This is a genomic window from Rhodococcoides navarretei, from assembly GCF_038069675.1.
GTDB classification, from domain to species: domain Bacteria; phylum Actinomycetota; class Actinomycetes; order Mycobacteriales; family Mycobacteriaceae; genus Rhodococcoides; species Rhodococcoides navarretei.
Genome location: NZ_JBBPCN010000001.1, coordinates 2,860,161 through 2,886,777, shown reverse-complemented (window position 1 = coordinate 2,886,777; position 26,617 = coordinate 2,860,161). Strand labels below are relative to the sequence as shown.

At 65.3% G+C, this 26,617-nt stretch carries 28 protein-coding genes; 19 read left to right on the top strand and 9 right to left on the bottom strand.

Features of this window, described 5'->3' with window-relative positions; all coding sequences use genetic code 11:
• Positions 1-53 precede the first annotated feature (53 nt).
• Together dapA and AABD04_RS13535 are read left to right on the top strand one after the other, a co-directional pair.
• Positions 54-962: a 4-hydroxy-tetrahydrodipicolinate synthase gene (gene dapA, locus AABD04_RS13540; RefSeq protein WP_243593269.1), complete on the top strand. Its 909-nt coding sequence runs from the start codon at positions 54-56 to the stop codon at positions 960-962.
• A gap of 107 nt (positions 963-1,069) precedes the next feature.
• Positions 1,070-2,818 (top strand): ribonuclease J, encoded by a 1,749-nt coding sequence (locus AABD04_RS13535; RefSeq protein WP_374230228.1) that lies wholly within the window; start codon positions 1,070-1,072, stop codon positions 2,816-2,818.
• 2 nt (positions 2,819-2,820) lie between these two features.
• On the opposite strand, the gene AABD04_RS13530 is transcribed toward AABD04_RS13535, so the two are convergent.
• Complete coding sequence (locus AABD04_RS13530) at positions 2,821-3,603, bottom strand: sulfite exporter TauE/SafE family protein (RefSeq protein WP_243593267.1); 783 nt, start codon at positions 3,601-3,603, stop codon at positions 2,821-2,823.
• Between the two features lie 79 nt (positions 3,604-3,682).
• Here AABD04_RS13530 and AABD04_RS13525 point away from each other — a divergent pair, with 79 nt between their 5' ends.
• Positions 3,683-4,306, top strand: a complete 624-nt coding sequence (locus tag AABD04_RS13525; protein WP_341441492.1) for a TIGR03085 family metal-binding protein — start codon at positions 3,683-3,685, stop codon at positions 4,304-4,306.
• Between the two features lie 69 nt (positions 4,307-4,375).
• On the top strand, positions 4,376-7,063 hold the full coding sequence (locus tag AABD04_RS13520; protein ID WP_341441491.1) for a DNA translocase FtsK: 2,688 nt from the start codon (positions 4,376-4,378) through the stop codon (positions 7,061-7,063).
• 85 nt (positions 7,064-7,148) lie between these two features.
• Here AABD04_RS13520 and AABD04_RS13515 read toward each other — a convergent pair whose 3' ends face one another.
• Positions 7,149-7,433 carry a YciI family protein gene (locus tag AABD04_RS13515; RefSeq protein WP_341441490.1) on the bottom strand — a complete coding sequence of 95 codons (285 nt, stop codon included), beginning with the start codon at positions 7,431-7,433 and terminating at the stop codon, positions 7,149-7,151.
• Between the two features lie 40 nt (positions 7,434-7,473).
• Complete coding sequence (locus AABD04_RS13510; RefSeq protein WP_243593263.1) at positions 7,474-8,061, bottom strand: amino-acid N-acetyltransferase; 588 nt, start codon at positions 8,059-8,061, stop codon at positions 7,474-7,476.
• Positions 8,062-8,330: 269 nt separating this feature from the next.
• Between AABD04_RS13510 and pgsA the strand changes: the two genes are divergently transcribed.
• From pgsA to AABD04_RS13485, 5 genes are all read left to right on the top strand, one after another.
• Positions 8,331-8,894, top strand: a complete 564-nt coding sequence (gene pgsA / locus AABD04_RS13505) for a CDP-diacylglycerol--glycerol-3-phosphate 3-phosphatidyltransferase (protein WP_341443049.1) — start codon at positions 8,331-8,333, stop codon at positions 8,892-8,894.
• 243 nt (positions 8,895-9,137) lie between these two features.
• The gene (locus AABD04_RS13500; protein ID WP_243593261.1) at positions 9,138-9,479 is read left to right on the top strand and encodes a helix-turn-helix domain-containing protein; all 342 of its coding nucleotides are present in this window, start codon (positions 9,138-9,140) and stop codon (positions 9,477-9,479) included.
• A 145-nt stretch (positions 9,480-9,624) separates the two neighbouring features.
• The gene (locus AABD04_RS13495; RefSeq protein WP_341441489.1) at positions 9,625-10,434 is read left to right on the top strand and encodes a PspA/IM30 family protein; all 810 of its coding nucleotides are present in this window, start codon (positions 9,625-9,627) and stop codon (positions 10,432-10,434) included.
• A 111-nt stretch (positions 10,435-10,545) separates the two neighbouring features.
• Complete coding sequence (pspM, locus tag AABD04_RS13490; RefSeq protein WP_341441488.1) at positions 10,546-11,346, top strand: phage shock envelope stress response protein PspM; 801 nt, start codon at positions 10,546-10,548, stop codon at positions 11,344-11,346.
• Positions 11,347-11,442: 96 nt separating this feature from the next.
• A complete protein-coding gene (locus tag AABD04_RS13485) occupies positions 11,443-11,616 on the top strand; it encodes a hypothetical protein (protein ID WP_335740716.1) in 174 nt (57 codons plus the stop codon).
• A 12-nt stretch (positions 11,617-11,628) separates the two neighbouring features.
• Here AABD04_RS13485 and AABD04_RS13480 read toward each other — a convergent pair whose 3' ends face one another.
• On the bottom strand, positions 11,629-12,528 hold the full coding sequence (locus AABD04_RS13480; RefSeq protein WP_341441487.1) for a diacylglycerol kinase: 900 nt from the start codon (positions 12,526-12,528) through the stop codon (positions 11,629-11,631).
• 238 nt (positions 12,529-12,766) lie between these two features.
• On the opposite strand from AABD04_RS13480, the gene AABD04_RS13475 reads away from it, so the two are divergent.
• The 5 genes from AABD04_RS13475 to AABD04_RS13455 all read left to right on the top strand — a co-directional run bounded on the left by AABD04_RS13475 (position 12,767) and on the right by AABD04_RS13455 (position 16,640).
• On the top strand, positions 12,767-13,390 hold the full coding sequence (locus AABD04_RS13475; RefSeq protein WP_423228231.1) for a TetR/AcrR family transcriptional regulator: 624 nt from the start codon (positions 12,767-12,769) through the stop codon (positions 13,388-13,390).
• A gap of 80 nt (positions 13,391-13,470) precedes the next feature.
• Entirely contained in the window at positions 13,471-14,643 is a 1,173-nt protein-coding gene (locus AABD04_RS13470; RefSeq protein ID WP_341441485.1) for a glycosyltransferase, read from the top strand.
• Between the two features lie 10 nt (positions 14,644-14,653).
• The gene (locus AABD04_RS13465) at positions 14,654-14,845 is read left to right on the top strand and encodes a DUF3046 domain-containing protein (RefSeq protein ID WP_243593254.1); all 192 of its coding nucleotides are present in this window, start codon (positions 14,654-14,656) and stop codon (positions 14,843-14,845) included.
• A gap of 193 nt (positions 14,846-15,038) precedes the next feature.
• Positions 15,039-16,076, top strand: a complete 1,038-nt coding sequence (gene recA / locus AABD04_RS13460; protein ID WP_008716921.1) for a recombinase RecA — start codon at positions 15,039-15,041, stop codon at positions 16,074-16,076.
• A 12-nt stretch (positions 16,077-16,088) separates the two neighbouring features.
• A complete protein-coding gene (locus tag AABD04_RS13455; RefSeq protein WP_341441484.1) occupies positions 16,089-16,640 on the top strand; it encodes a regulatory protein RecX in 552 nt (183 codons plus the stop codon).
• A 94-nt stretch (positions 16,641-16,734) separates the two neighbouring features.
• Here AABD04_RS13455 and AABD04_RS13450 read toward each other — a convergent pair whose 3' ends face one another.
• The 4 genes from AABD04_RS13450 to AABD04_RS13435 form a co-directional block, all read right to left on the bottom strand.
• Positions 16,735-17,601, bottom strand: a complete 867-nt coding sequence (locus AABD04_RS13450; RefSeq protein ID WP_341441483.1) for an amino acid ABC transporter permease — start codon at positions 17,599-17,601, stop codon at positions 16,735-16,737.
• Positions 17,601-18,278 carry an amino acid ABC transporter permease gene (locus AABD04_RS13445; RefSeq protein ID WP_341441482.1) on the bottom strand — a complete coding sequence of 226 codons (678 nt, stop codon included), beginning with the start codon at positions 18,276-18,278 and terminating at the stop codon, positions 17,601-17,603. The genes AABD04_RS13450 and AABD04_RS13445 overlap by 1 nt, the downstream gene beginning before the upstream one ends.
• A gap of 83 nt (positions 18,279-18,361) precedes the next feature.
• The gene (locus tag AABD04_RS13440) at positions 18,362-19,195 is read right to left on the bottom strand and encodes a glutamate ABC transporter substrate-binding protein (protein ID WP_341441481.1); all 834 of its coding nucleotides are present in this window, start codon (positions 19,193-19,195) and stop codon (positions 18,362-18,364) included.
• A 52-nt stretch (positions 19,196-19,247) separates the two neighbouring features.
• Positions 19,248-19,976, bottom strand: a complete 729-nt coding sequence (locus tag AABD04_RS13435) for an amino acid ABC transporter ATP-binding protein (RefSeq protein ID WP_341443048.1) — start codon at positions 19,974-19,976, stop codon at positions 19,248-19,250.
• A 276-nt stretch (positions 19,977-20,252) separates the two neighbouring features.
• Between AABD04_RS13435 and miaB the strand changes: the two genes are divergently transcribed.
• Positions 20,253-21,776, top strand: coding sequence for a tRNA (N6-isopentenyl adenosine(37)-C2)-methylthiotransferase MiaB (miaB, locus tag AABD04_RS13430; protein WP_341443047.1), 1,524 nt, complete (start codon positions 20,253-20,255; stop codon positions 21,774-21,776).
• Positions 21,773-22,360: an Rv2732c family membrane protein gene (locus AABD04_RS13425; protein WP_341441480.1), complete on the top strand. Its 588-nt coding sequence runs from the start codon at positions 21,773-21,775 to the stop codon at positions 22,358-22,360. The genes miaB and AABD04_RS13425 overlap by 4 nt, the downstream gene beginning before the upstream one ends.
• Positions 22,361-22,400: 40 nt before the next feature.
• Here AABD04_RS13425 and AABD04_RS13420 read toward each other — a convergent pair whose 3' ends face one another.
• Positions 22,401-23,873 (bottom strand): DUF349 domain-containing protein, encoded by a 1,473-nt coding sequence (locus tag AABD04_RS13420; protein ID WP_341441479.1) that lies wholly within the window; start codon positions 23,871-23,873, stop codon positions 22,401-22,403.
• 152 nt (positions 23,874-24,025) lie between these two features.
• Here AABD04_RS13420 and AABD04_RS13415 point away from each other — a divergent pair, with 152 nt between their 5' ends.
• Genes AABD04_RS13415 through dapF form a run of 3 tightly spaced genes read left to right on the top strand, consistent with a single transcriptional unit; the run spans position 24,026 to position 26,549 of the window.
• Positions 24,026-24,748: a class III extradiol dioxygenase subunit B-like domain-containing protein gene (locus AABD04_RS13415; RefSeq protein ID WP_423228230.1), complete on the top strand. Its 723-nt coding sequence runs from the start codon at positions 24,026-24,028 to the stop codon at positions 24,746-24,748.
• Positions 24,741-25,670: a tRNA (adenosine(37)-N6)-dimethylallyltransferase MiaA gene (gene miaA / locus AABD04_RS13410; protein ID WP_341441477.1), complete on the top strand. Its 930-nt coding sequence runs from the start codon at positions 24,741-24,743 to the stop codon at positions 25,668-25,670. The genes AABD04_RS13415 and miaA overlap by 8 nt, the downstream gene beginning before the upstream one ends.
• Before the next feature lie 9 nt (positions 25,671-25,679).
• Positions 25,680-26,549 (top strand): diaminopimelate epimerase, encoded by an 870-nt coding sequence (dapF, locus tag AABD04_RS13405; protein WP_341441476.1) that lies wholly within the window; start codon positions 25,680-25,682, stop codon positions 26,547-26,549.
• Positions 26,550-26,617: the final 68 nt, after the last annotated feature.

Here is a 26,617-nt window from a genome sequence, read left to right as displayed (position 1 = left end):
GGCGGGGAGTCCCGCTGCGCGAGAGTGGGTAAAGCACCGGGTAATCTGCTGCCATGACCTACGGTGACGCCACTCCTTCCGTTGCGCCTGTGTTCGGTACGGTGCTCACCGCCATGGTGACCCCGTTCACAGCGGACGGTAAGTTGGATATCGATGCAGGCGTTCGCCTGGCGCATCACCTCGTCGAACAGGGCAACGACGGACTGGTTCTGGCCGGCACGACGGGTGAATCACCGACCACCACCGAGAACGAGAAGCTCGAACTGCTTCGCGCGGTGATCGCTGCGGTCGGTCACCGAGCTCGCATCATCGCCGGGGCAGGCAGCAACGACACTGCGCACAGCGTCGAACTCGCCCGTGACGCAGCCCGTGCAGGCGCGCACGGTCTACTGGTCGTCACCCCGTACTACTCCCGGCCGCCGCAGGCCGGTCTGTACGCCCACTTCACCGCGGTCGCCAATGCCACTGACCTGCCCGTGATGCTCTACGACATTCCGCCGCGCTCGGTCGTCCCCATCGAGACCGAGACGCTGCGACGGCTCGCCGAGCATCCGCGGATCCTCGCGGTCAAGGACGCCAAGGGCGATCTGAACGCCGGTGCCGAACTGATCGCGTCGACCGGGTTGCAGTTCTACTCCGGCGACGACCCACTGAACCTGCCCTGGCTCTCCGTCGGTGCGACCGGCTTCGTCAGCGTCATCGGCCACCTCGTCCCGGCTCGCCTCCGTGAGTTGCACACCGCCTTCATGATGGGCGACATCGCACGTGCACAGGCGATCAACGTCAGTCTCATTCCGGTCATTCGCTCGGTCGCGCGCCTCGGCGGCGTCAGCGCCTCGAAGGCCGGCCTTCGCCTCATCGGACTCGATGTCGGCGAACCACGACTTCCCCAGGTGCCACCGAGCATCGATCACATCGAATTGCTCGCAGCGGAGCTGCGGGCGGCAGGAGTTCTTGTATGACACGACCGAACAGATCGCGCGGACGCGCAACCCGAAACGCCGGACCACCCTCCGAGCGTCCGGCCCCGAAGCAGGGCCAACCGGCAGGAGCTCGGCAGGGCAAGCCGATGGTGCAGAACTCGGCGCGCACGCAGCGTCCCGACAAGCGTCGTGAATTCGACCCGACGGAGCGTCTCGGCACGCCGCCGAAGGCTCCGTTCAAGGGCCTGCGCGTGGTCGCACTCGGTGGGATCGGCGAAATCGGTCGCAACATGACGGTGTTCGAGCATCAGGGAAAGATGCTGATCATCGACTGTGGCGTCCTGTTTCCCGAGGACCAGCAGCCGGGTGTCGACCTCATCCTGCCGGACTTCCGGCACATCGAGAACCGCATGGCCGACGTCGAGGCCGTGGTGCTGACGCACGGTCACGAGGACCACATCGGTGCTGTCCCGTTCCTGCTCCGCCTGCGTCCCGACCTACCCGTCGTCGGTTCCAAGTTCACCCTCGCTCTGGTCGCGGCCAAGTGCCGGGAGCATCGGTTGCGTCCGAACCTCGTCGAGGTGATCGAGGGCCAGCACACGCAGCACGGCCCGTTCGACTGCGAGTACTTCGCGGTGAACCACTCGATTCCCGATGCGCTTGCCATTGCCATCAGGACCGACGCCGGTCTGGTGCTGCACACCGGTGACATCAAGCTCGATCAGCTGCCGCTCGACGGTCGCCTGACCGACCTGGCCGGCTTCTCGCGGCTCGGCGACGAGGGAGTCGACCTCTTCCTGGTCGATTCCACCAACGCAGAGGTGCCCGGGTTCGTCACGCCGGAACGTGAGATCGGCGGGGTGCTCGACACCGTCATCGGCAAGGCGAAGCAGCGCGTCATCGTCGCGTCGTTCGCCAGTCACGTGCACCGCATTCAGCAGGTCATCGACGTAGCCGAGCGGTACAACCGCCGGGTGGCCTTCGTCGGCCGGTCGATGGTCCGCAACATGCAGATCGCTCAGGATCTCGGCTACCTGCGTGTGCCCGACGGTCTCGAGGTCAATGTCGACACTGCCGCAACGCTTCCCGACGACCGGTTGGTGCTCATCTCCACGGGTTCGCAGGGCGAGCCGTTGTCCGCGCTGTCCCGGATGGCCCGCGGCGAGCATCGCCAGATCAACGTCAAGGCGAACGATCTCGTGGTGCTGGCGTCCTCGCTCATCCCCGGCAACGAGAATTCGGTGTTCGCTGTGGTCAACGGCCTCGCCAAGCGCGGCGCGACCGTCGTGACGCAGCAGAATGCAAAAGTCCACGTCTCGGGCCACGCCTCGGCGGGTGAGCTGCTGTACCTCTACAACGCGGTACGGCCCACCAACGCCATGCCGGTGCACGGCGAGTGGCGTCACCTGCGTGCCAACGCTGCTCTGGCCAAGGCGACGGGTGTCCCCGAGGAGCGTGTGGTGTTGGCCGAGGACGGCGTGGTGGTCGACATGGTCGACGGTCTTGCCGAGATCGTCGGACAGGTGCCCGTGGGGCACGTGTACGTCGACGGCCTCTCGGTCGGTGACGTGGGCGATTCGACGCTCTCCGATCGGCTCGTGCTGGGCGAGGGCGGATTCATCGCGATCAGCGTCGCCGTCGACTCGGCCACCGGTCGCGCGGTGACCGCACCCGAGGTGTCCGGTCGCGGATTCTCCGACGATCCGGCCGCTCTCAAGGAAGCCGGGCAACTCGTGGAGTCGGAGTTGCAGCGTCTGGCGTCCGACGGTGTGTCCGACACGCACCGCATCGCGCAGGCCGTGCGCCGCGTCGTGGGTCGGTGGGTAGCGGACAAGTACCGCCGCAAGCCGATGATCGTTCCGACCATCATCGCGGTCAAGCCGCAGCCGCAGTAGATCTACTGCACGAGAAGTCGCCAGAGTCCGATCAGACCGAGAACGACAATGGCACCACGCAGGGCCGCCGGCGAGAGCCGGCGGCCGTAGCGTGCTCCTACCGCTCCACCGATCAAGGAGCCGATGGCGATCAGTCCGGCTGCCTGCCAGCTGATGTCGTCGAATCGGAAGATCGTGTACGTCACTGCGGCAACGACATTGACGACCAGCGACAAGAGATTCTTGGCTGCGTTCATCCGCTGCATGGTTTCGGGGAGCAGTGCCCCCATCACTCCGATGAGCAGAATGCCTTGGGCAGCAGTGAAATAGCCGCCGTAGACGCCGACCAGTAGGGTGCCGCCGGTGACCAACGCCATCCGGGTACGGCTGATGTGGTTCGCGGCCTTGCCCGCGGCTTCCGACCGCCGCTTGGCCCAGGCCTGAATTCGCGGTTGTGTGACAACGAGAATCAGCGCGCCGATGAGCAACACCGGAACCACTGCGGCGAAGACGGTTTCGGGCAGATGCAGCAGCAGCCAGGCACCACCGAGCGCGCCGAAGAACGAGGCCGGCAATTGCCACCGCAGGCGATGCCACTGCCCACGCAGTTCTCGGCGATATCCCCACGTACCCGAGACGCTGCCCGCGACCAGTCCCACGGCGTTGGACATGGTGGCGACCACCGGGGGATAGCCGAATGCGACCAGAGTCGGAAACGTGATCAGTGTCCCGGAACCGACGACGGCGTTGATCGCTCCGGCTCCGAGTCCGGCGAGCAGGATGACGAGAATTTCCGATACCGGCACTGTTGGGAGGTTACCCAGACAAAGGATGGGATCCCGCGGCAGGATGCCGCTGGTTCCGTCTGGCCGTAGCCTGGAGCGCGTGAGCCTTGCCCAGGATGAACGTTCTCAATTGGTCCAGACCCTTCTCGACGTGGGTCCCGATGCGCCGACGCTGTGCGGTGAGTGGACAGCGGCCGATCTGGCGGCGCATCTCGTCGTCCGGGAGCGACGCCTGGACGCCTCGCCGGGCATATTCCTGTCGCCGCTCGCGGGGTACACGGAGCGGGTCCAGCGATCCGTTTCGAACAAGCCGTTCACCTCCGTGGTGGAGGACATACGGACGGGGCCGCCCATGTGGTCGCCGTTCGCACTGCTCGATCCGTTGATCAATCTCGGTGAGATGTTCGTTCATCACGAGGATCTGCGCCGGGCCGGCGAGAGTTGGACGCGTCGAGTACTGCCGACCGCGGTGGAAACGCGTCTGTGGCCGCAGGTTCGTTTGATAGGACGGGCCGGACACCGCTCCTCACCCGTGCCGGTCCACGTGCGCACTCCCGATGGCCGACGGGCCACGTTCAAGGGCGGGTCGGGCCCGGGCGTGACCGTGGTGGGGGAGCCGTCGGAACTGTTGCTCTACGCGTTCGGACGCGACCAGATCGAGGTGCTGTACGAGGGTTCGGCAGACGATGTCGCCGCTGTGAAGGCGCTCGATCTGAGCTTCTGACACATTCGCCTCCGCTGTTACTGGTGTTGCGGATGGTTTCGACGGGGCTGTTGCGACTAGCCTGGGGGCATGGCAGGAAAGACCAGCACCTCCACCGCCAGGGCCGGATCCAGCGGATCCGGCTCCTCGCGCGCGTCCGGCACCGCCCGTAAATCCGGCGGTGGACGCACCGCGCGCACCGTCACCACGCCGAAGAAGCCGACCGCGCCGCGCAACCCGGCGACGTCCCGCGCGAACGCATCCTCCCGCGGCAAGGCCCCCGCCAGGGGCTCGTCGACGGCTCGGCGGCCTGCGGCGAAGAAGAAGTCACGCGGTGCTCTCGATGCGATCGGGCGAGGCATTGCGTCCACCTGGTCGATGGCGGCCCGTGGAGTCGGTGCCACGACCCGGACCGTGAGCAAAGCTGCCGACATCGAGCACGGCCACCGTCGGGACGGAATCGCCCTCGGACTGATCGCCGTCAGTGTGGTCGTCGCCGCGAGTGTGTGGTTGAGCGCCGGGGGACCGGTCGGCACATGGATCGAGGTGGGTATCCGCGCCGTCATCGGCGAGGCCGGTTACGTCGCACCCGTCCTCGGTGTCGCAATCGCCGTGGTTCTGATGCGATCCGAACCGAATCCCGAGGTGCGTCCGCGGCTGGTCCTGGGCTCGATCCTGCTCGGCTTGCCGATCCTCGGACTGTGGCACATGGCCGCCGGTTCACCGACCGACGCCGCGGGCCGATCCGAGGGCGCGGGCTTCATCGGATACGTCGCAGGCGGACCCATCGCCGACGGCCTCACCGTGTGGCTGGCCGTGCCGTTGCTGCTGCTCGCCGGTTTGTTCGGAGTGCTCCTGCTCACCGGTACCACCGTGCGCGACGTGCCTGACCGGATGCGTGCACTGTTCGGAACCGACAGCCGCGGCGACGAATACGACGAGTACGACCCGGCCGACTTCGGCTCCGAGTTCGGTGACGAGGGCTACGGCGACTACGACAGCAACTTCGATGCCGACGGCTACCCGGTCCACGGCACCGTCGACCCGCACGACAACTACCCGACCGAGGAATACATCCCGGTCGCCAAGCCGTCGCGTGCGCGCAAGACCCCGCCGCCCGAGGCCGCCACCGAGGTCATCGCGCCGGCCGCGGCTGTCCCCACGCCTGCCCCCGAGCCGGTCACGCCCCCACGGCCGAAGCCCAAGCCCATCGTGAAGGCGGCCGAACCGAAGCAGGCGGCCGAGGACGACAAGATCGTCGTCGATCGCGTCGTCGACGGTGACTACACGCTTCCGTCGTTGTCGCTGCTGATCGACGGTGACCCGCCCAAGACCCGCAGCCAGGCGAACGACGCCATGATCGAGGCCATCTCCGAGGTACTCGACCAGTTCAAGATCGATGCTGCCGTCACCGGTTTCACCCGCGGACCGACGGTCACGCGCTACGAGGTGGAGCTCGGACCCGGCGTCAAGGTCGAGAAGATCACGGCGCTCGCGCGCAACATCGCCTATGCGGTGGCCACCGACAACGTGCGCCTGCTCGCGCCGATCCCGGGCAAGTCGGCGGTCGGGATCGAGGTGCCCAACTCCGATCGCGAGATGGTCCGCCTGGCCGATGTGCTCACGGCGCCGTCCACACGCAAGGATCACCATCCCCTCGTGATCGGACTGGGCAAGGACATCGAGGGCGACTTCGTCAGCGCCAACCTCGCGAAGATGCCGCACTTGCTGGTGGCCGGATCCACCGGTTCCGGTAAGTCGAGTTTCGTGAACTCGATGCTCGTATCGCTGCTGGCGCGAGCGACGCCGGACGAAGTGCGAATGATCCTGATCGACCCGAAGATGGTGGAGCTGACGCCGTACGAAGGCATTCCGCACCTCATCACCCCCATCATCACGCAGCCGAAGAAGGCTGCTGCTGCCCTGGCCTGGCTCGTCGAGGAGATGGAGCAGCGCTACCAGGACATGCAGATCAACAAGGTTCGGCACATCGACGACTTCAACAAGAAGGTGCGCTCCGGCGAGATCACCGCGCCCCTGGGCAGCGAACGCGTCTATCGGCCGTACCCGTACATCCTCGCGATCGTCGACGAGCTCGCCGACCTGATGATGACCGCCCCGCGCGACGTCGAGGAAGCGATCGTGCGGATCACGCAGAAGGCGCGCGCCGCCGGCATCCACCTGGTGCTCGCCACCCAGCGCCCGTCCGTCGACGTCGTCACCGGTCTGATCAAGACGAACGTGCCGTCGCGTCTGGCCTTCGCCACCTCGTCACTGACCGACTCCCGCGTCATCCTGGATCAGCCGGGGGCGGAGAAGCTGATCGGTATGGGCGACGCGCTGTTCCTGCCGATGGGTGCGGGCAAGCCGACGCGTCTACAGGGTGCGTTCATCACCGACGAGGAAATCGCTGCCGTCGTCGACTTCGCCAAGAACCAGGCCGAGCCCGAGTACAACGACACCGTGACCGCGGCGAAGGTCTCGGACAAGAAGGATGTGGACCCGGACATCGGTGACGATCTCGACGTGCTGTTGCAGGCGGTCGAGTTGGTCGTGACGAGTCAGTTCGGTTCGACGTCGATGCTGCAGCGCAAGCTCAGAGTCGGCTTCGCCAAGGCCGGGCGATTGATGGACTTGATGGAGAACCGAGGAGTGGTGGGACCGAGCGAGGGATCGAAGGCCCGCGAGGTGCTCGTCAAACCCGACGAGCTCGACGGTCTGCTGTGGTCGATCAAGGGCGGCGACCCGGACGAACAGCCGGCGTCCGACGAGTTCTGACTTCGCCTCGATCGTGGTGAATGGACCACTGCAGCCGTCTCGGCGGGGCAGTGGTCCATTCACCCGAGCCGGGTGAGCAGGCCGATCAGGACGCGAATGTGCCCATCACAGGTGTCCACTCGTGGAACGTCGCCGACTCGATCAGATTCTCGACTGCGAACGGGTCCTGGGCGAACAGTGTCTCGACGGTGGCGGCATTGGGGCCGTCCACCAGCAGCAACGCTCCGCTGCCGTCGGCGTACGGGCCGCTCGAGACCAATGTCTTGCGTTCGAGCAGATCGGCCAACCATGCACGATGGGCAGCGCGGTGGGTGTCGCGACCGTCCGTGGTGGTGGGCGAGTAGGTGTAGCTGACGGCGATCAGTGGCATGAGCTCTCTTCCGAATTCGGGGGTGGTCCGCAAAATTCTGTCAGAGCGACAGCAGCATTCGTGTGTTGCCCAGCGTGTTCGGTTTGACGAAGCTCAGGTCGAGGAATTCCGCGACGCCGGTGTCGTACGACCTGCACATCTCCGCGTATACCTCGGCAGTGACGGGGGTCCCGTCGATCTCGGCGAACCCGTGCCGGGAGAAGAAGTCCACCTCGAAGGTCAGCACGAACACCTTCTGCAGCGCCAGTTCCCGGGCGACCTCGATGAGTTTCGCGACGATCAGGTGGCCGGCACCGTGCCCCTTCGCTGCGGGGTCGACGGCGACGGTACGAACCTCGCCCAGATCGGCCCAGAGCACGTGCAGCGCTCCGCAGCCGATGATCTCGCCGTCACGCTCGGCAATCCAGAATTCCTGCACCGCCTCGTACAGGGTGACGAGGTTCTTCTCGAGGAGAATGCGTCCGGCGTAAATGTCGATCAACCGCTTGATCTCGGGAATGTCGGAGGTCCTGGCTCGGCGCACGACGAGGGTGCCGTCGTGCGCGGACCCACGATTCGCGATGTCGGAATGCACGTCGGATTCGGGATGCGCGGTGTCGCGACTCGCCCGATTCGGCCCAGAAGTCATGTGGTGAACAGTAGTCATTCCCTCAACCGATAAACTTTTCGTGTGTGGTTCTGTGAGGTGTGTCCCCGTCTCGGCGGGTCGGTGCTGCGCGAAAGCCGACACATCGGCGGACGCGTCGTCCGCGGCTCGGGAGTTCGGCGATGAACGGGCCGGTAGCGCCGGATCACGGCGTCCCGACCAGCGGCAAAGTGCCAGGCAACGGTAAATCCAGTACTGGAAATGTCTCGCGAGGCTCCGAACTACCTCACGGCAACGCCACCTCCGGAGCGATGACAGACGTCCCGTTGCTCAATATCGCCAACGTACTGACGGTGCTCCGTATCGCCTTGGTTCCGGTCTTCCTGGCGGCGCTCTTCGTCGGCGACGGCCACGACACGTCGTGGCGGCTCGGCGCAACCGCGATCTTCGCTGTCGCCGCCATCACCGACCGCATCGACGGCCAGCTGGCCCGCAAGTACGGTCTCGTCACCGATTTCGGAAAGATGGCCGACCCCATTGCGGACAAGGCCTTGATCGGTGCTGCGCTCGTCGGACTGTCGATGTTGGGCGAGCTCTCCTGGTGGGTGACGGTGATCATCGCGGTGCGGGAAATCGGCATCACGGCCGTGCGGTTCGCCGTCATCCGCCACGGCGTCATCCCCGCAGGACGTGGTGGCAAGGTCAAGACGCTGGTGCAGACATTCGCGATCGGTGTATATCTGTGCCCGCTGCCGTCTGTCGTCGATCCCGTCGCGGTTGCCCTGATGGCTCTGGCGGTACTGCTGACCGTCTACACCGGCCTGGACTACGTGGTGCAGGCGGTTCGCTTGCGCCGAGGCGTGTCCTCGACGTGAGCGGACGTGCGGGAGCGGTCGGAGTGTGTGCGAGCGCCCCGTCGGACGTTTCGCCGGGATACAGTCGTGACAGCCGTGTCGGACCGGCTTCGGCGCATGTTGGAGTGAATGGGGATATAGGGTCGGGAACCAATCGGACCGAGTGGGACGTTGAACAACGAGACGGCTCCGGACGAACGAGATATGAACGTTGTCGTCGCGACGGCACAGCCGTCGACACGAACACCAACGAGGAGGAGCGAGATGGCGCTGCTATTGCGTGAAGCACTCGGCGACAGTCTGCGGCGTACTCGCGTCGCACAGAGCCGAACCCTGCGTGAAGTCTCCAACACCGCGCGCGTCAGCCTCGGTTACCTCTCCGAAGTGGAACGTGGCCGCAAGGAGGCGTCGAGCGAACTGCTCGCCGCGATCTGCGATGCCCTCGCCGTCCCGCTCGCGGATGTCATGAGCGATGTCAGCGTGACACTGTCCGACGCATCCACCGCCGCGGCACTACGCGACGAGGCTGTGGTTGCAACCCGCATCGATGGCGATACTCGCGTCGTGATTCCGGCACCTGCTGCCAGAGCTCTCGCTGCCGCCTAAGATCGGAAAAGTACCCAGTTTCCATTCTCGACTCAGACCACGCACTCGACTTTTCTCAGCACGGACAGGTTAATTTCGGTCGCTGCGAGAGCAGCCGACCCGTACGCGGCCACCGCGGCGCAACAGATGGAGGCAGGACCACCCCATGGCTAATCCTTTCGTCAAAGCCTGGAAGTACATGATGGCGCTCTTCAATTCCAAGATCGACGAGAAGGCCGACCCCAAAGTTCAGATTCAGCAGGCTATCGAAGACGCACAGCGGCAGCATCAGGCTCTGTCCCAGCAGGCCGCGTCCGTCATCGGTAATCAGCGCCAGCTCGAGATGAAGCTCAGCCGGCAGCTGGACGAGGTCGAGAAGCTCAACGCCAACGCTCGACAAGCGGTGACGCTGGCCGATCAGGCCGCCACCGCAGGCGACGTCGAGAAGGCCACGCAATACACGAACGCCGCCGAGGCATTCGCCGCGCAGCTCGTGACCGCGGAACAGAGCGTCGAGGACCTCAAAGTCCTGCACGACCAGTCTCTGCAGGCTGCCACCCAGGCCAAGAAGGCCGTCGAGCAGAACGCCATGGCTCTACAGTCCAAGGTCGCGGAGCGCACCAAACTGCTCAGCCAGCTCGAGCAGGCGAAGATGCAGGAGAAGGTCAGCGAATCCCTGCGGTCGATGGACAGCACCCTGTCCGCGCCCGGCAACACCCCGAGCCTCGACGCTGTGCGCGACAAGATCGAACGTCGGTACGCAGATGCACTGGGATCGGCAGAGCTGGCCCAGAACACGGTGTCCGGTCGCATGATGGAGGTCCAGCAGGCATCCGTGCAGATGGCGGGTCACAGCCGACTGGAACAGATCCGTGCATCGATGGCAGGCGATTCTCTCCCGTCGGGCAATGCCGCGGCGAAGCCCTCGATTGCCAAGTCCCCGGACTCGACGCCCGAGCCTCCGGCTCAGGCGTGATCGATCGAACGAAGAGTTCGCCCTTCTGACGGCACAGTGGACATGGGTAGAAGAGAACACGAGCCCGGCCGGTCGCGTAAGCGGCCGGCCGTTTCGCTCGATCGAGACTCCGTGACCGCTGCGGTCACGGAGTCCGGCGCGGTGGTGAAATCCCTGGCGGAGTCCGCACGCAGTGTCGGCACCTCGATTCTCGACGCTGCTGGTAGGCGAAAGGACCCCCGTGTCAAGCATCTGAAGAAGATCCGTCGGGCCAGAAGCCGGGGAATCAGATTCGGGGCAGCGTCCACGACGACGGCAGTGGGAACCGCGGGGATGGCCGTTCTGTCGGCCCCGGAGTGGACTCTGTTCGTCGGCGGTGGTGGCGCTGCGCTCATGGCCGTCCCAGCGGCGTTCGCTGTCACGCGGTTGCGGCGTCTTCGGTCGCAACCGGTGCCTGTGGGCCTACCGACCAAGCGCGCGTTGCCGCAGCGTGGATCTGCTGCGTACGGGTCCATGAGCCGGTTGGCCGGGGCCGAGCAGAGCTTGTTCGAGCTGCTGGGAATCCTGGCCAGGTCCGAGACGATCGGGTCCGACGATGTCGAAGAGATGATCGGTGTGACCTCCGCTGCGGCCCGGAGTCTCGAAGGGGTCGCTGTCGACATCGCGGCTCTGGAGCGTGCCGGTGCGGCGAGCGCCGTCACCCGTGAACATCTGCGTGACGGAATCGCCTCGGCTGCAGCCCAACTCGCGACCGGAGTCGATCAGTACGAACAGCTCGTCGCGGCAGCAGCGCGGATGACCGGACCGGCCGGATCGGCGTCGACGACGGTGGTCGAATCGCACCGACGTGAGCTGTCGTCCGCGACGGATCGACTGCAGGGATGGGCGGAGGCGCTCACCGAAATCGAGGAGATCCGCTCGCGGCACCGCTGAGGATTTCAGGGTTCACCCGGATGTGGTCGGCGGGCTCCGGTGCCAGTATCGAAGTACGCGATACGACACGGTGCGCGGCGACGGCAGGAGCACTTCATGTTCTGGAAAGTACTCGGATTCATCGTTCTGATCTGGATTGCGCTCGCGCTTCTGGGCAGCATCATCAAGGGTGTGTTCTGGCTCGTGGTGGCCGGCGCACTCGTGCTGGGTCTGGTGTGGTTGTACAGGGCCATCTCGTCCGACAACGATCGCTCCTCCTCGAAGTTCTGATCGGCAAGCCGCTCATCGTGCGCCGGGCGCGGAACCCCGAGCGACGAACACCCGCAGCGCCTGCGGTACGGAGTACGCGGTGACAGGCAGTTCGGCGATGCGCTCACCGTCTGCGTACGCGACGATGCCCTCGCACCGCAGCGTGACTCGCGTCGAGGTGTAGGTGTCGACCTCCGGCAGGTCGACGTGCGTTCCCCGGTAGAGAGTCGGTGACAGTCCGACCAGCCGGGTTCGACTCACTCCGCGGACGACGGTGATATCGAGGAGACCGTCGTCCAACCGCGCGGACGGGCAGATGGCCATGCCTCCGCCGTAACTGCTGCCGTTTCCGACGGCCACCAAGGTGGCGTCGAGACGGAGCTCGGCATCGTCCAGTTCGATCACGTACGAGAGCTTTCGGAGCGAAGCCAGCTGCAGGACCATGGCGGCGTTGTACCGCAGAGGTCCATGGGGCCATCGCAGTAGTCTTGCCCGCTCGGTGACCAGCGAGTCGAAGCCGCTGGACAGGACGGTGGCGAACCAGCGTTCGCCGATCCGGCCGAGGTCGATTGTGCGAGTGAGGTTGTCGGCGACGATGTCGGCTGCGCGGGCGGCGTCGTCTCGTGGCAGCCCCAGTGCTCGGGCCAGATCGTTGCCGGTGCCGGCCGGAATGAGACCCATCGGGGTATCGGTGGCGGCGAGCACCTGAAGCACGAGGTTGACCAGTCCGTCGCCGCCGACCGCGACCACGGCGTCCGTGCCGGTTCCGACGGCTTTCTCCAGTAATGACAATGCGTCCCCCGGCGTGCGCCCTTCGATGGCCGTCACGTTCAGTTCGCGCTCACGCAGGCGTGCGACAGCGCACCGTCCCAGCTGCGCTGCACGCCCACCACCGGCCGCCGGATTGGTCAGCACCGTCACCGAACGGGTCATGGTCGTATCCATTCGTCGGTCACATCGATCAGCTTGCCAGGGTTGACGATTGCCGTGTCGGTGACCGAGTCGATTCCTCGTCAGCCGGGTGCGGCGTACATTTTCAGTGCGGGTTGTCGGGGTCTTGGCGGCCGAATGTGCCCGTAATCGTGAGGTACTGTAACGAAAAAGTTTGCTTGAACCCGCGGAACAATCGCTTTGTCCGAATTGTGAAGGATGGCACGTGATCGAGCAGCCGGTGTCGAGTCCAGCCTCGACCGAGCCCTTGCTGTCGGCGTCCGTGACGGATGCCCCCGAGAAGTCGGTCGAGGACAATGTTCTCGATGCAGCTCGGTCGTGCATCCTCGAACACGGGGTCAAGCGCACGACCCTGGCCGAGATCGCCCGTCGTGCCAAGGTCAGCAGGCCCACTGTATATCGGAGATGGGCCGATACGCGGGCAGTGGTGTCGAGTCTGCTCACGCGCGAGATCGGTGCCCTGATTCCGAGTTTCGACGACACGGCGTCGGGTCGCGATCAGATCGTGACGGCAGTGGGTGGCGTTGCCGACCGTATTCGTCTGCACCCGTTGTTCGTCAAAATTCTGCGGTCCGATTCCGATGTGCTCGCCACGTACATTCTTCATCGACTCGGAACGAGTCAGTCGTTGATCATCGATGCGTTGACTTCGCTTGTGCTTGCAGGGCAACGTGATTCGTCGATTCGTGCTGGGGATCCCACCACGCTGGCGACCCTGGTGCTGCTGATGGTGCAGTCCGCAGTTCAGTCCGCGGAGATGGTGTCCGAGCGCGTGCCCGGTCCCGAGGTGGTGCGCGAAATGGCGTGTGCAGTCGACAGGTATCTGCGGCCCGAGAGCGCGTGAACGAGGCTGCGTCGATGGCGATCCGGACCTGATGTCGGCACACGTCGAGCGGCCCGGCTCGAGTGTGGCACGCTGGGTCGATGCGAGTAGCAGTGGTGGCCGGGCCCGATCCGGGGCATGCCTTCCCGGCAATCGCGCTCTCTCTGCTCTTCCGCGCGGCCGGCGACGAACCGGTTCTCTTCACCGGTAGCAGGTGGGTGCCCGACGCGCACGCCGCGGGGCTGCGCGCGCTTCCGTTGGGCGGTCTTGCACCGCGGCCGGAGGACGACGATCTCGATGCCGGGCAACGTATCCACTCGCGGGCGGCGTTCGTCTCGACCGAGTTGCTGCCCGACCTCGAGCGGGAGAACGTCGACCTCGTCGTATCCGACATCCTGACCGCAGGGGGCGGCATGGCTGCCGAGCGGCTCGGCATCACTTGGGTCGAGCTATCGCCCCACCCGCTGTATTCGCCCTCGAAAGGGTTGCCGCCCATCGGAAGTGGGTTGGCGCCCGGTACCGGGGTTCGCGGCAGGCTGCGCGATACCGTGATGCGCGCGTTGACGTCACGCTCGATCGCTCAGGGCCGAACTCAACGGTCACTCGCACGGACGAGCATCGGGCTGCCTGCCGATGACCCGGGCCCGGCCGCTCGGCTCATCGCCACCATTCCCGCGCTCGAGGTGCACCGCCCCGACTGGCCGGAGGACGCTCACGTGGTCGGCCCGCTGCTGTGGGAGCCGACGAAGAACCTGCTCGATATTCCCGACGGTGTGTCGCCCGTGGTGATGGTCGCTCCGTCGACCGCATTCACGGGTGCGGAGGGAATGCTCGAGATGGCGCTGAAAGGGTTGGACGGCAGAGGCGTCCGGGTGGTGGCATCCGTTCTCGATGGTGGCCCCGACGTGCTGCCGGAGTGGGCGAACGCGGGCCTCGGTCGCCAGGACGAACTGCTACGTCGCGCCGATGTGGTGGTGTGCGGCGGTGGTCACGGAATGTTGGCCAAGGCACTCATTCACGGCGTGCCGGTGGTGACGGTACCCGGTGGCGGTGACCAGTGGGAACTGGCGAATCGGGCAGGCAGGCAGGGGAGTGCCGTCATCGTGCGACCCCCGACCGCAACATCCATAGCCGACGCGGTGGCGACCGTACTGTCCGATCCGAAGTTCGCCCGGGCGGCGAGGGCGGCGGCGGGCGGAGCACGGTCCGTCGCAGATCCGGTGTCGGTGTGTCACGAGGTGCTCGCCCGCGGAGCGCAACGGCGCGAGCGTTAGGGTTGTCGGTGTGCGTCTGACCGAATTTCGTGAATTGCTCACCGACGAGTTCGGCTCCGTTCGAGGCGATTCCCTGCTGACCGATCACGTGCTGTCCGGCATCGGTCGCACCGGGGCGCAGGCCATCGAGGACGGCGTCGATCCACGGGAAGTGTGGCGATCGATCTGTTACGAGTTCGATGTGCCGAGAGAGCGCTGGTAGTTCCCGGGTCGATTCGATCCTGTCGGCGTGTCGAGAGCCGCGGTAGTTGACTCGAACACGTGTTCCCCTATGCTTGGTTCAACGGTTGCCGGGCGGTCTCGAGAAACTTCTTGTCGGTACCCCGATCTAGCGTTACCGACGACCAAGCTGATCGACACGACACAGCTGAACGATACGACACAGGGAGCTCACGATGGCTGCATACGATCGCGACAAAGCGCTCGATCTCGCACTCGCGCAGATCGACAAGAACTTCGGCAAGGGTTCGGTGATGCGCCTCGGTGACGAGGTCCGCCAGCCCATCGCCGTCATCCCCACCGGATCGATCGCGCTGGATGTGGCACTCGGCATCGGAGGGCTGCCGCGTGGACGTGTCATCGAGGTCTACGGTCCGGAATCGTCGGGTAAGACCACCGTCGCCCTGCACGCGGTGGCCAGTGCCCAGCGGGCCGGCGGCATCGCCGCCTTCATCGACGCCGAGCACGCTCTGGATCCGGACTACGCGAAGAAGCTCGGTGTCGACACCGATGCACTGCTGGTGTCACAGCCCGATACCGGTGAGCAGGCTCTCGAGATCGCCGACATGCTGATCCGTTCGGGTGCTCTCGACATCCTCGTGATCGACTCGGTGGCGGCACTGGTACCGCGCGCCGAGATCGAGGGCGAGATGGGTGACAGTCACGTGGGTCTGCAGGCCCGCCTGATGAGCCAGGCGCTGCGCAAGATCACCGGTGCCATGAGCAACTCCGGTACCACCGTCATCTTCATCAACCAGCTGCGCGAGAAGATCGGCGTCATGTTCGGCTCTCCCGAAACCACCACTGGTGGTAAGGCATTGAAGTTCTACGCCTCGGTTCGCCTCGACATCCGCCGCATCGAGACCCTGAAGGACGGAACCGACGCGATCGGTAACCGCACCCGGGTCAAGGTGGTCAAGAACAAGGTTGCGCCGCCGTTCAAGCAGGCCGAGTTCGACATCATCTACGGCAAGGGCATCAGCCGCGAAGGCTCGTTGATCGACATGGGTGTGGAGCACGGCTTCATTCGTAAGTCGGGCTCGTGGTTCACCTACGAAGGCGATCAGCTCGGTCAGGGCAAGGAGAACGCCCGCAAGTTCATGCTCGAGAATCCCGACGTGCGGGACGAGATCGAGAAGAAGATCATGGAGAAGCTGCAGATCGGCGCGGACGTCACCGCAGAAGAGCCCGCAGCTGCTCCGGTCGACTTCTAACTTGTCGCCGCTGTGCAGCAGCGAGACGAAGGCGGCGGCACCGAGGCGCAGGCGAAAGATGTCTGCCTCCGGCTGCTGACCGACCGAGCGCGCAGCAGGCACGAACTCGAAGCCAGCCTGGCCAAGAAGGGCTTCACCACTGAGATCGCGAACGCCGTTCTCGACCGGCTCGAGAAGGCCAAACTGGTCGACGACGAGTCTTTCGCGCAGCAGTGGGTCCAATCTCGGCACAAATACTCCGGCAAGGGCAAACGTGCACTGAGTATGGAGCTTCGCAACAAGGGTGTCAGCAACGAGCTCGCCGTCCATGCATTGGATCTGATCGATGCAGACGACGAGCGACAGCGAGCAGCCGAATTGGTACGCAAGCGATGTCGCTCACTGCAGTTACCCGATCCGAATGGACCGGACGCCCGCGCGGAGCGAGACAAGATAGTGCGCAAGTTGGTCGGCATGCTCGCCCGTCGCGGCTACTCCCAAGGAATGGCGTTCGCGGTGGTCAAGGAACAACTCGACCGCGCAGGTGCCGACACCGAAGACTTCGACGGACCCGACTCGATGTGATCGTCCACCTCGAGCCGGTGCTGTCGAGAAAAAGTAAGGCCCGCAACACCATCGGTGTTGCGGGCCTTACTGATGTCAGTACGGCGGCGAGCTATCAGGCCGCCTGGCTGGCATCCTCAGCCGGTACGGGAGTGCCGGATTTACTCTTGCCCGTCCTCAGCCGCTTCTCGACCACGGTGGCGAGCTTGGTCAGCGAGGAGTTGATGATGATCATGATGACCGCCACGATCACCAACGACGGTAGGTAGTTGCTGTAGAAGGCACCCACCTGCTGGCCGGACCGAACGACTTCGACGTAGCCGATGACATAGCCGAGCGCCGAGTCCTTCAACGCCACGACCATCTGCGAGATGATCGCCGGCAACATTGCAGTGACGGCCTGGGGGAGCAGGACGAGGAGCATGACCTGGCTCTTGCGCATTCCGAGCGCCGACGCGGCCTCACGCTGGCCCTTGGGAAGCGAATTGACGCCTGCGCGCACGATCTCTGCAATGACGGAACCGTTGTACAGCGTCAGGCCGGTGACCACCGCCGCCAAAGCCAGGTACTTGACCTTGAAGACCTCGTAATCGGCGTAGACGGCGTACAAGAAGATCATCAGGATCAGAACCGGGACCGCGCGGAACACCTCGACGAACGTGCCGCTGATTCCACGCACCACCCGGTGATCGGAGAGCCTGCCGATACCGAGAGCGGCACCGAGAACGAGGGCGAACACGATCGACAGCGCCGCTGCCACGAGAGTTCCCTGGATTCCGGGCAACAGATACGTTGTCCATGTGGTCGATTCGAGGAACGGATCCCACTTCTCCGCGGTCAATTGGCCCTTCGAGTCCAACGCCCGGTAGATGAGGAAAGCGATTCCGAGGGAGATGATGGCAACCACGCCGGAGAGAATTCGGTAGCGGAGAACCGCTTTCGGGCCCGGGACGTCGTACAGAACTGCTACTGCATCACTCATCATGACACCGCCAATCGCTTGCTGATGTAGCCGAACAGCAACCCGGTCGGGAGCGTCAGAACCATGAAGCCGAGCGCGAAGATGCCGCCGACCAGGAAGATCGCGGCCTCGTTCTCGATCATTTCTTTCATCAGGAACGATGCCTCCACGACACCGATGACCGATGCGATTGTCGTGTTCTTGGTGAGCGCGATCACGACACTGCCCAGCGGGCCGACGACAGCACGGAATGCCTGTGGCAGAACGACGATGGAGATGTTCTGGGTGAACGTCATACCCAACGATCGGCCCGCTTCGGCCTGACCGACCGGGACCGTATTGATTCCCGAGCGCAGCGATTCGGCGACGAACGATGCGGTGTAGACACTCAGGCCGAGGATGGCCAACCGAAAGTTGTTGTCGTCGAGGAAGGTCGGCGAGGTCTCGGTAGCCAGCGAGACGCCCATTGTCCCGTACAGCCCGAAGGAGGTGAACAGGATGATCAGGGTAAGCGGGGTATTGCGGAAGATGGTGACGTAGGTCGCGGCTATCCCACGCGCGATTGGAATGGGGGAGACCCGCATCGCGGCGATGATCGTTCCGATGACCAACGCGCCGACCAAGGAGGCCAAGGTGAGGTAGATGGTCGTCAGGAACGCGTCTATCAGTTGATCGCCGTACTTGCTCAGTAGGTTCAAGGTGCTTCAGGTCCTCACTGCTCGGCGAGTTCGACCCCGTCGGTCCGCTACACCGAGTGCAGCGGACCGACAGGTGTCATCGATCAGTAGCGGTCGACGGTGGGTTCGGCCGGCAGTGGGTAGCCGGAGGCACCGACGGTGTCGTTGAACGCCTGCTCCCAGGCTCCGCTCGAGACCATCTCTTCGATGGCGTCGTTGATCTGGTTGCGTCCCTCGGTGTCGTCCTTGTTCAGGCCGATGCCGTAATTCTCCGTGGTGAAGGGCTCGCCGACGACCTTGAAGGCTCCGGGTGACTGAGCGGCGTAGCCGGCGAGAATGATGTCGTCGGTGGTCAGCGCATCGATCGAGCCATTGCGCAGAGCCTCGACACAGGCGGAGTACGTGTCGTAGTTCTGCAACTGCACTCCGGGGTACTCGTCGGCGATGTTCTGGGCCGGGGTGGATCCGGAGACCGAGCACAGTCGCTTGCCGTTGTCGAGCGAGGCGGGACCGGTGATGTCTGTGTTGTCCTCGCGAACCAGCAGTGACTGGCCTGCCACGAAATACGGTCCGGCGAAGCCGACCTTCTCCTTGCGGGCGTCGGTGATCGAGTAGGTGGCGACGACGTAGTCGACCTCACCGTTCTCGATCAGGGTCTCGCGCTGCGCCGAGGGAGCTTCCTTGAACTCGATGTTCGCCTCGTCGACGCCGAGCTGACCGGCGACGTACTTGGCGACCTCGACATCGAAGCCGGTGAAGGTGCCGTCGGGGTTGCGCAGTCCGAGGCCGGGCTGATCGAACTTGATGCCGACGATGAGGTTGCCGGATTCGGCGCTGCTCGAGATAGTGCGTGCCTCTTCGCCGCCGCCACATGCGGTGGCGACGATGGAGAGAGCGGCGATGGCAACACCGAAGCGAAGCGGTCGGGTGATTCTCACTGTGAATGTCCTTTGGATAGGTCGTTCTTGCGGGGACGAGCGGTGAATCGGGTCAGTGTCCGAGGATCTTGCCGAGGAAGTCCTTGGCGCGTTCGGACTTCGGGGACTTGAAGAAGGTCTCCGGATCGGTGTCCTCGACGACGGCACCGTCGGCCATGAAGATGACGCGGTCACCGGCTTTTCGGGCGAAGCCCATCTCGTGGGTGACGACGAGCATCGTCATGCCCTCTTTCGCGAGCGAGGTCATGACGTCGAGGACCTCGGTGACCATCTCGGGGTCGAGGGCCGAGGTGGGCTCGTCGAACAGCATCACCTTGGGGTTCATGGCGAGAGAGCGAGCGATGGCGACGCGCTGCTGCTGACCACCGGACAGCTGAGCGGGGTACTTTTCTGCCTGGTTGGCGATGCCCACGCGCTCGAGGAGGGCCAGGGCGCTCTTCTCCGCCTCGTCCTTCTTCTGCTTGCGGACCTTCATCGGCGCGAGCATGACGTTCTGCAGAATCGTCTTGTGCGCGAACAGGTTGAACGACTGAAACACCATGCCCACGTCGGCGCGCAGTGCTGCGAGGGCCTTGCCCTCGGCGGGGAGCAGGTCTCCATCGACTTCGATGGCACCGGAATCGATCGGTTCCAACCGATTGATCGTCCGGCACAGGGTCGACTTGCCCGATCCGGAGGGACCCACGACGATGACGACCTGACCGGCCGGCACTTCCAGGTTGATGTCCTTGAGAACGTGCAGATCACCGAAATGTTTGTCGACGGATTTGAGCGAGATCATCGAGGGTGCGCCCGGCGGGGGTGTCGATGCCGGCGCGTCGGTGGCGTGCGTCATAGCTCGAAACCCTATGCGTAGTTTCCTCGCCGACCGGCGTTTTCGCCCGCCATCTTCGATTATGTAATGGAAACTTTACTGAGGGTCCGCATCGGCCCTGGACAGTCACCGGTGAGGCTCGTGACCCCGGCGTGTCGGTCCGCGCGATGGACGTACCCTGGAGGGGTGCAAACGAGTGTTTTTCCGACCGTGGACGTGACAGAACACGGGGTTTCCGAGCCCGTGCCGGTCACCGACGGGTCGGCGACAAGTCCCCGCAGCTACGAAGTGCGTACGCACGGTTGCCAGATGAACGTCCACGATTCGGAGCGACTGTCCGGATTGCTCGAGGAGGCCGGCTACGTTCCCGCGGATGCGGGCACCGACGCAGATCTGGTCGTGTTCAACACGTGCGCAGTCCGCGAGAACGCGGACAACAAGCTGTACGGCAATCTCGGCATGCTGCGCCCGGCCAAGACGCGTAACCCCAACATGCAGATCGCGGTGGGCGGTTGCCTGGCGCAGAAGGATCGCAACACCGTCGTCCAGAAGGCACCCTGGGTCGACGTCGTCTTCGGCACCCACAACATCGGGTCGCTGCCGGTGCTGCTCGAGCGTGCCCGACACAACGAAGAGGCGCAGGTCGAGATCCTCGAGTCCCTGGAGGCCTTCCCGTCGACACTGCCCGCGAAGCGCGAATCCGCGTACGCCGGTTGGGTGTCGATCTCGGTGGGCTGCAACAACACCTGCACGTTCTGCATCGTCCCCGCCCTGCGCGGCAAGGAGATCGACCGCAGGCCGGGCGACATCCTCGCCGAGGTACAGGCTTTGGTGGATCAGGGCGTACTCGAGGTGACGTTGCTCGGCCAGAACGTCAATGCGTACGGTGCTTCGTTCGCCGATCCGGACATGCCTCGTGACCGCGGCGCGTTCGCCTCGCTGCTGACCGCATGCGGCTCGATCGAGGGACTCGAACGAGTGAGATTCACCTCACCGCACCCGGCCGAGTTCACCGATGACGTCATCGACGCGATGGCATCCACCCCGAACATCTGCCCCACGTTGCACATGCCACTGCAGTCCGGCTCGGACCGAATCCTCAAGGCCATGCGCAGGTCCTATCGGCAGACGAAGTTCATGGGCATCATCGACAAGGTGCGTGCCGCGATGCCGCACGCGGCAATCACCACCGACATCATCGTGGGATTCCCTGGAGAAACCGAAGAGGATTTCGAGCAGACGCTCGACGTGGTACGTCGGGCGAAGTTCGCCAATGCCTACACGTTCCAGTACTCGAAGCGTCCGGGAACACCGGCCGCCGACATGCCCGACCAGGTGCCCAAAGAGGTTGTGCAAGAACGGTACCTGCGATTGATCGCCCTGCAGGAGGAGATTGTTCTCGCGGCCAATCAGGCCCTGATCGGTACCGAGGTGGAGCTGCTCGTCGCCACCGGTGAAGGTCGGAAGAACGCGGCAACCCATCGGATGAGCGGGCGAGCCAGGGACGGCCGACTCGTGCACTTCGCCGTCGACGCCGAGCGGGCGGGCGATATTCGCCCGGGCGACGTCGTCACGACCACACTGACCGCCGCAGCCCCGTATCACCTGATCGCCGACGCCGGAGTGCTCACTCACCGCCGTACGGCTGCAGGAGACGCTCACGAACGAGGCGTGATGCCGAAGACGGCACCGATCGGCGTCGGCCTCGGACTTCCCTCGATCGGCGCACCGGCGCCGCTACCGGCACAGACAGGATGCACCGCATGACAGAAACAGACGGACCCGATCGCGTCGTACCCTCTCGAACTGCCGAGGAACTCGGACGAACCGAGAGAGCGGTGATGACCGAGCTGGACCCCGGCGCCCGTGCGATGGTCGTGGCCGGGCTGGTGCTTGTCCTGCTGGTCACCTTCGCGCTACCGCACACCGGATCTGCCAGTGGGTTCGATGTGCTCTCGGGCAGCGACGCAGCCGCGGCCGAATCGATCGCCCTGCCGTCGCGCGTCTTCGTCGTGCTGGTGCTGACGTTCGGTGTGGTGATGTCGGTCCTCGCGCTCGTCACCCGCATCTGGGCGCTGGCCTGGGCGGCCCTCGCAGGATGCGCAGTGTCGTCGGTGTACGGCATGCTGTCGATCTGGACACGCCAGACCGTGCCGGACACCCTGCAAGGTGCCGGGCCGGGAATCGGACTGATCATCGCGTGGCTCGCCGTCATCGCGCTCACGTTCCACTGGCTCAAAGCGGTGTGGAACAAGACCAACTCGCAGCTCGCCGCGCAGGAGCAGCGCCGTGTTGCCGCTGCGTCGGGCGAACCGAAACTGCGTCTGTGGGACGGCCGCTCGACCCCGTAGGCCGAGCCGGCCGTCCCCACTCACGAGTGGAGCCGGCGAATCACAACTCGTCGACGGCACTTTCTGCCGCGTCGGCCCACTCGCGCCACTGCTGTGCCTGTGCGAGTGCGCGTTCCGCGTCCTTCGTCTTGCCTGCTGCCGTGGCCTTCGCGGCCTGATCCTCGAACTGGGCGACCCGCTCGCGGAACTGAGCTGCGCGGGCGACCGCCTCGGGATCGGAACGACGCCACTGCGATTCCACGGCGTCGTGCACGGACTTCTCGATCGCCCGCAGTTTGCCTTCGAGGTCCTGCATCTTCTCCCGCGGAACCTTGCCGATCGCATCCCACTTGTCCTGTAGGTCACGCAGTGCCGAGCGAGCGGCGTCGAGGTCCTTGCTCGGATCGATGTGGGTCTTGGCCAGCAGGGCCTCCTTGGCCTCGGCGTTGGCCTCGAACTCGGCATCCCTCTCGGATGCCGCGGCGTTGCGGGCAGAGAAGAACACGTCCTGTGCGGCCTTGAAGTTCTTCCACAGTGCGTCGTCGGCGTCGCGCGGGGCTCGGCCGGACGCTTTCCATTCCACCAGCAGATCGCGGAACGCGGCGGCGGTCGGGCCCCAATCCGTGGACGAGGACAGCGCTTTGGCCCGCTCGACCAGCTCTTCCTTGCGCGTCTTCGCGGCACCGCGCTCGCGGTCCAGATCGGCGAAGTGCGCGCCGCGACGACGGTTGAAGTTCTCCCGGGCTTTCGAGTACCGCTTCCACAGGGCATCGTCGATCTTGCGGTCGACCCCGCGAATCGTCTTCCACTCGTCGAGGATTTCGCGCAGCCGATCTCCGGCCTGCTTCCACTGTGTCGACTCGCTGCCGATCTGCTCGGCTTCGGCCGCGAGCGCCTCCTTGCGTGCCGTGTGCTCCGCGCGTTCGAGTTCCTTCTCGTGCTTGGCCACGGCCGCTGCTGCATCCGAGTGTTCGACGACCGCGTCGAGTCGCCGAGCGAGCAGATCGAGGTCGCCGATCACTGCCGCAGTCGGCAGGCTCGCCAACAACGCCGACGCTGCGGCCTTGGTCTTCTTGGCGTCACCGGTGCCCGAGGTCAGGCGAGCTTCGAGCAGACCTACCTCGGTGGCGAGGTCGTCGTAGCGCCGACCGAAGTGCGCGAGCCCCTCGGCCGCGTCGCCGGCTTGCCAGGATCCGATCTGCCGCTCGCCGTCGGCGGTCTTCACCCAGGCGGTGCCGTCGTCGTCGACTCGGCCGAACTTGCTGGGATCGCTTGCCGGCGCAACCGTGGGAACGACGGTGGGAACGTGTGATGCCGTCGGGTGCGGCTTGGCTCCGGCCGAACCACCGGGACGAGGAGAGCCGGGACCGGGTACCCCTGGCTTGGTTCCAGCACCCGGCTTGGGTCCGCCGCCGGGCTTGGGCCCCCCGCTTGGCTTGGGTCCGTCGGGATTCGACGCCCCGGGAGTCCGGTCGGGCGCATCTGTCGATGCCGCCTCGGGGGCGGTGGGGGTGCCGGCGTTCGGGTCGGTCATTGTTCCTCATCTCTGCCGCGCGTCACGGCTGCCTTCACTCGCGATCTGGACACCATTGAACTAGGTGACGACCGATCGGACCATTGAAACAGCTCAGACGACTCGAGGTGGACTCGTCCGGCCAAGTCGCGCCACCGACTAGCGTGATGCTTGTGTTCCGTGTCGCGGCCCTGGTGCCCACTCCGCCGTTGCTGATCCCCGAGCTGACGGGTGCCGGCGCGGCCGAGACGGCCGATCTTCGAGCCGCCGCCGTCGACGCGATGACGCGCCTGACGTCGGTGGCCGACCGATGGCTCGCCCTCGGCGTCGATCACACCAGGGCGACATACGACGACAGCACGATCGGTACTGTGCGCGGCTTCGGAGTCGACGTGGTGGTGAGTCTGTCCGGCGGCACCGCGCCGACTGCGCCGGATCCGGACCTACCGCTGGCCGTTCTGATCGCCGGGTGGCTGCGCGGGGTGGCTGCACCCGACGATGCGATCGAGGTCCGCACGATCCCGACCGATGCGAGCGCCGAGTGGTGCGCCGAGTTCGGTGAAGAACTGCGCCGGGAGCTCGACGCTTCGGCGGAGAGCTGGGGCGTTCTGGTGCTGGCGGACGGGGCAAACACCTTGACTCGGAAAGCTCCTGGGTCGTTCGACGAGCGGGCCGAGGAGGTCCAGACGCGAGTCGACGATGCCCTCGCGACGGCCGACGTCGATGCATTGGCAGGTCTGGATCCGGATCTGTGCACATCACTCGGCGTCGGCGGCAGAGCGGCGTGGCAGGTACTGGCTGCGCTCGAAGGAACCGGTACGGCAACGGCGACGGAGCTCTACCGAGGTGCGCCCTTCGGCGTCGGGTACTTCGTGGGAACCTGGACTCGTGACTGACAGGGCGGGCGATTGGGCCACCACACCCATCGCGGTGATCGGGCCGACGGCTGCGGGCAAATCCGATCTGGCCCTCGATCTGGCCGAGGAACTCGGCGGAGAAATCGTCAACATCGATGCGATGCAGCAGTACCGGGGCATGGACATCGGGACCGCGAAACTGACCGTCGCGGAGCGGCGGGGGATTCCACACCATCAACTCGATGTGCTCGAGGTCACCGAGATCGCGACCGTTGCGCGCTACCAAGCAGCTGCCGTCGCCGACGTCGAGGACATCCGATCCCGGGGGCTGCGGCCGATCATCGTCGGCGGATCGATGATGTACGTGCAGTCGCTGCTCGACGAGTGGGCCTTTCCCGCCACCGACCCCGTCGTCCGTGCGAAGTGGGAAGCAGTCCTCGAACGTGACGGTGTCGAGGAGATCCATCGCGCGTTGACGGACGCCGATCCGGAAGCTGCCTCGTCGATCCTGCCCACCGACGGTCGTCGGATGGTCCGAGCCCTCGAGGTGGTGGAGCTGACCGGGCAGCCGTTCGCGGCGTCCGCCCCGAAGATCGGTGCACCGCGCTGGGGCACGGTTGTGCTCGGAGTCGACCGCGACACGTCCGAACTGGACGAGCGGATCGCCGAGCGCACTCGGCAGATGTTCGAGACCGGCTTGATCGACGAGGTGCGGGGTCTGCTCGCGTCGGGGCTGCGGGACGGTGTCACCGCGTCACGGGCGATCGGGTACGCACAGGCTCTCGATGTCCTGGCAGGGGAGTACGACATCGAGCACGCCCGCGAGCGCACCTTCATCGGAACCAGGCGCTACGTGCGACGCCAAAGATCCTGGTTTCGCCGTGACGAGCGCGTCCGTTGGCTCGATGGGGCGTCGCCGACGCTGAACTCGGACGCCCTGACCGCACTCGACCCCCAGTAGACTCGAGCAATGGAATTCGCCAAGGGCCACGGAACCGAGAACGACTTCGTCGTACTGCCGGATCCGGCAGCCGAGCTCGAACTCACCAGGTCGGCGGTCTCGGTGTTGTGCGATCGACGCCAGGGCCTCGGTGCCGACGGCATCTTGCGCGTCGCCCGGGCCGGTGTTCTCAGGGACGCAGGTGTGCTCGATCGAATGCCGTCGGGGGTCGAACCCGAAGACTGGTTCATGGATTACCGCAACGGTGACGGCACCATCGCCGAGATGTGCGGAAACGGCGTTCGGGTGTTCGCGCACTACCTGCGGGTGCACGACCTCGAACAGCGGGACCAGTTCGTGGTGGGCTCACGGGCCGGTGCGCGGGCGGTGACGGTGCATTCGTTCGACGACACCGACGCCGATGTCACCGTCGCGATGGGGGACGTCACGCTGATGGGGTCGAGTTCGACCACCATTGCGGGCGGCTCGTACGACGGCGTCGGAATCGACGTCGGGAATCCGCACCTGGCCTGCGTCGACGGTGCGTTGACGCGTGCATCTCTCGGCGCTCTCGACTTCTCCGCACCGCCGACGCTGGACGCCGAGTTCTTTCCCCACGGTGCGAACGTCGAGATCCTGACCAGGCTCGACGACGGAGCCGTCGAGATGCGCGTGTTCGAGCGCGGGGTCGGTGAGACGCGATCGTGCGGCACCGGGACCGTCGCCGCGGCCGCGGCCGCGCTGTCGTACGAGGGCCTCGAGACCGGGGAGGTGAGCGTCGGTGTGCTCGGCGGTCGGGTGCGCGTGGCCATCGATCACGTCGGTGCCACTCTGCGCGGACCGTCGGTGCTGCTGGCGCGCGGCGAGATCGACGATCGCTGGCTGAAAGCTCGATCCTGACGATCGCCACGGGCCCGGGAACCGCGTGGACCGAAACCCGCGTGCATACGCTGGGGTTTTCGTGGATC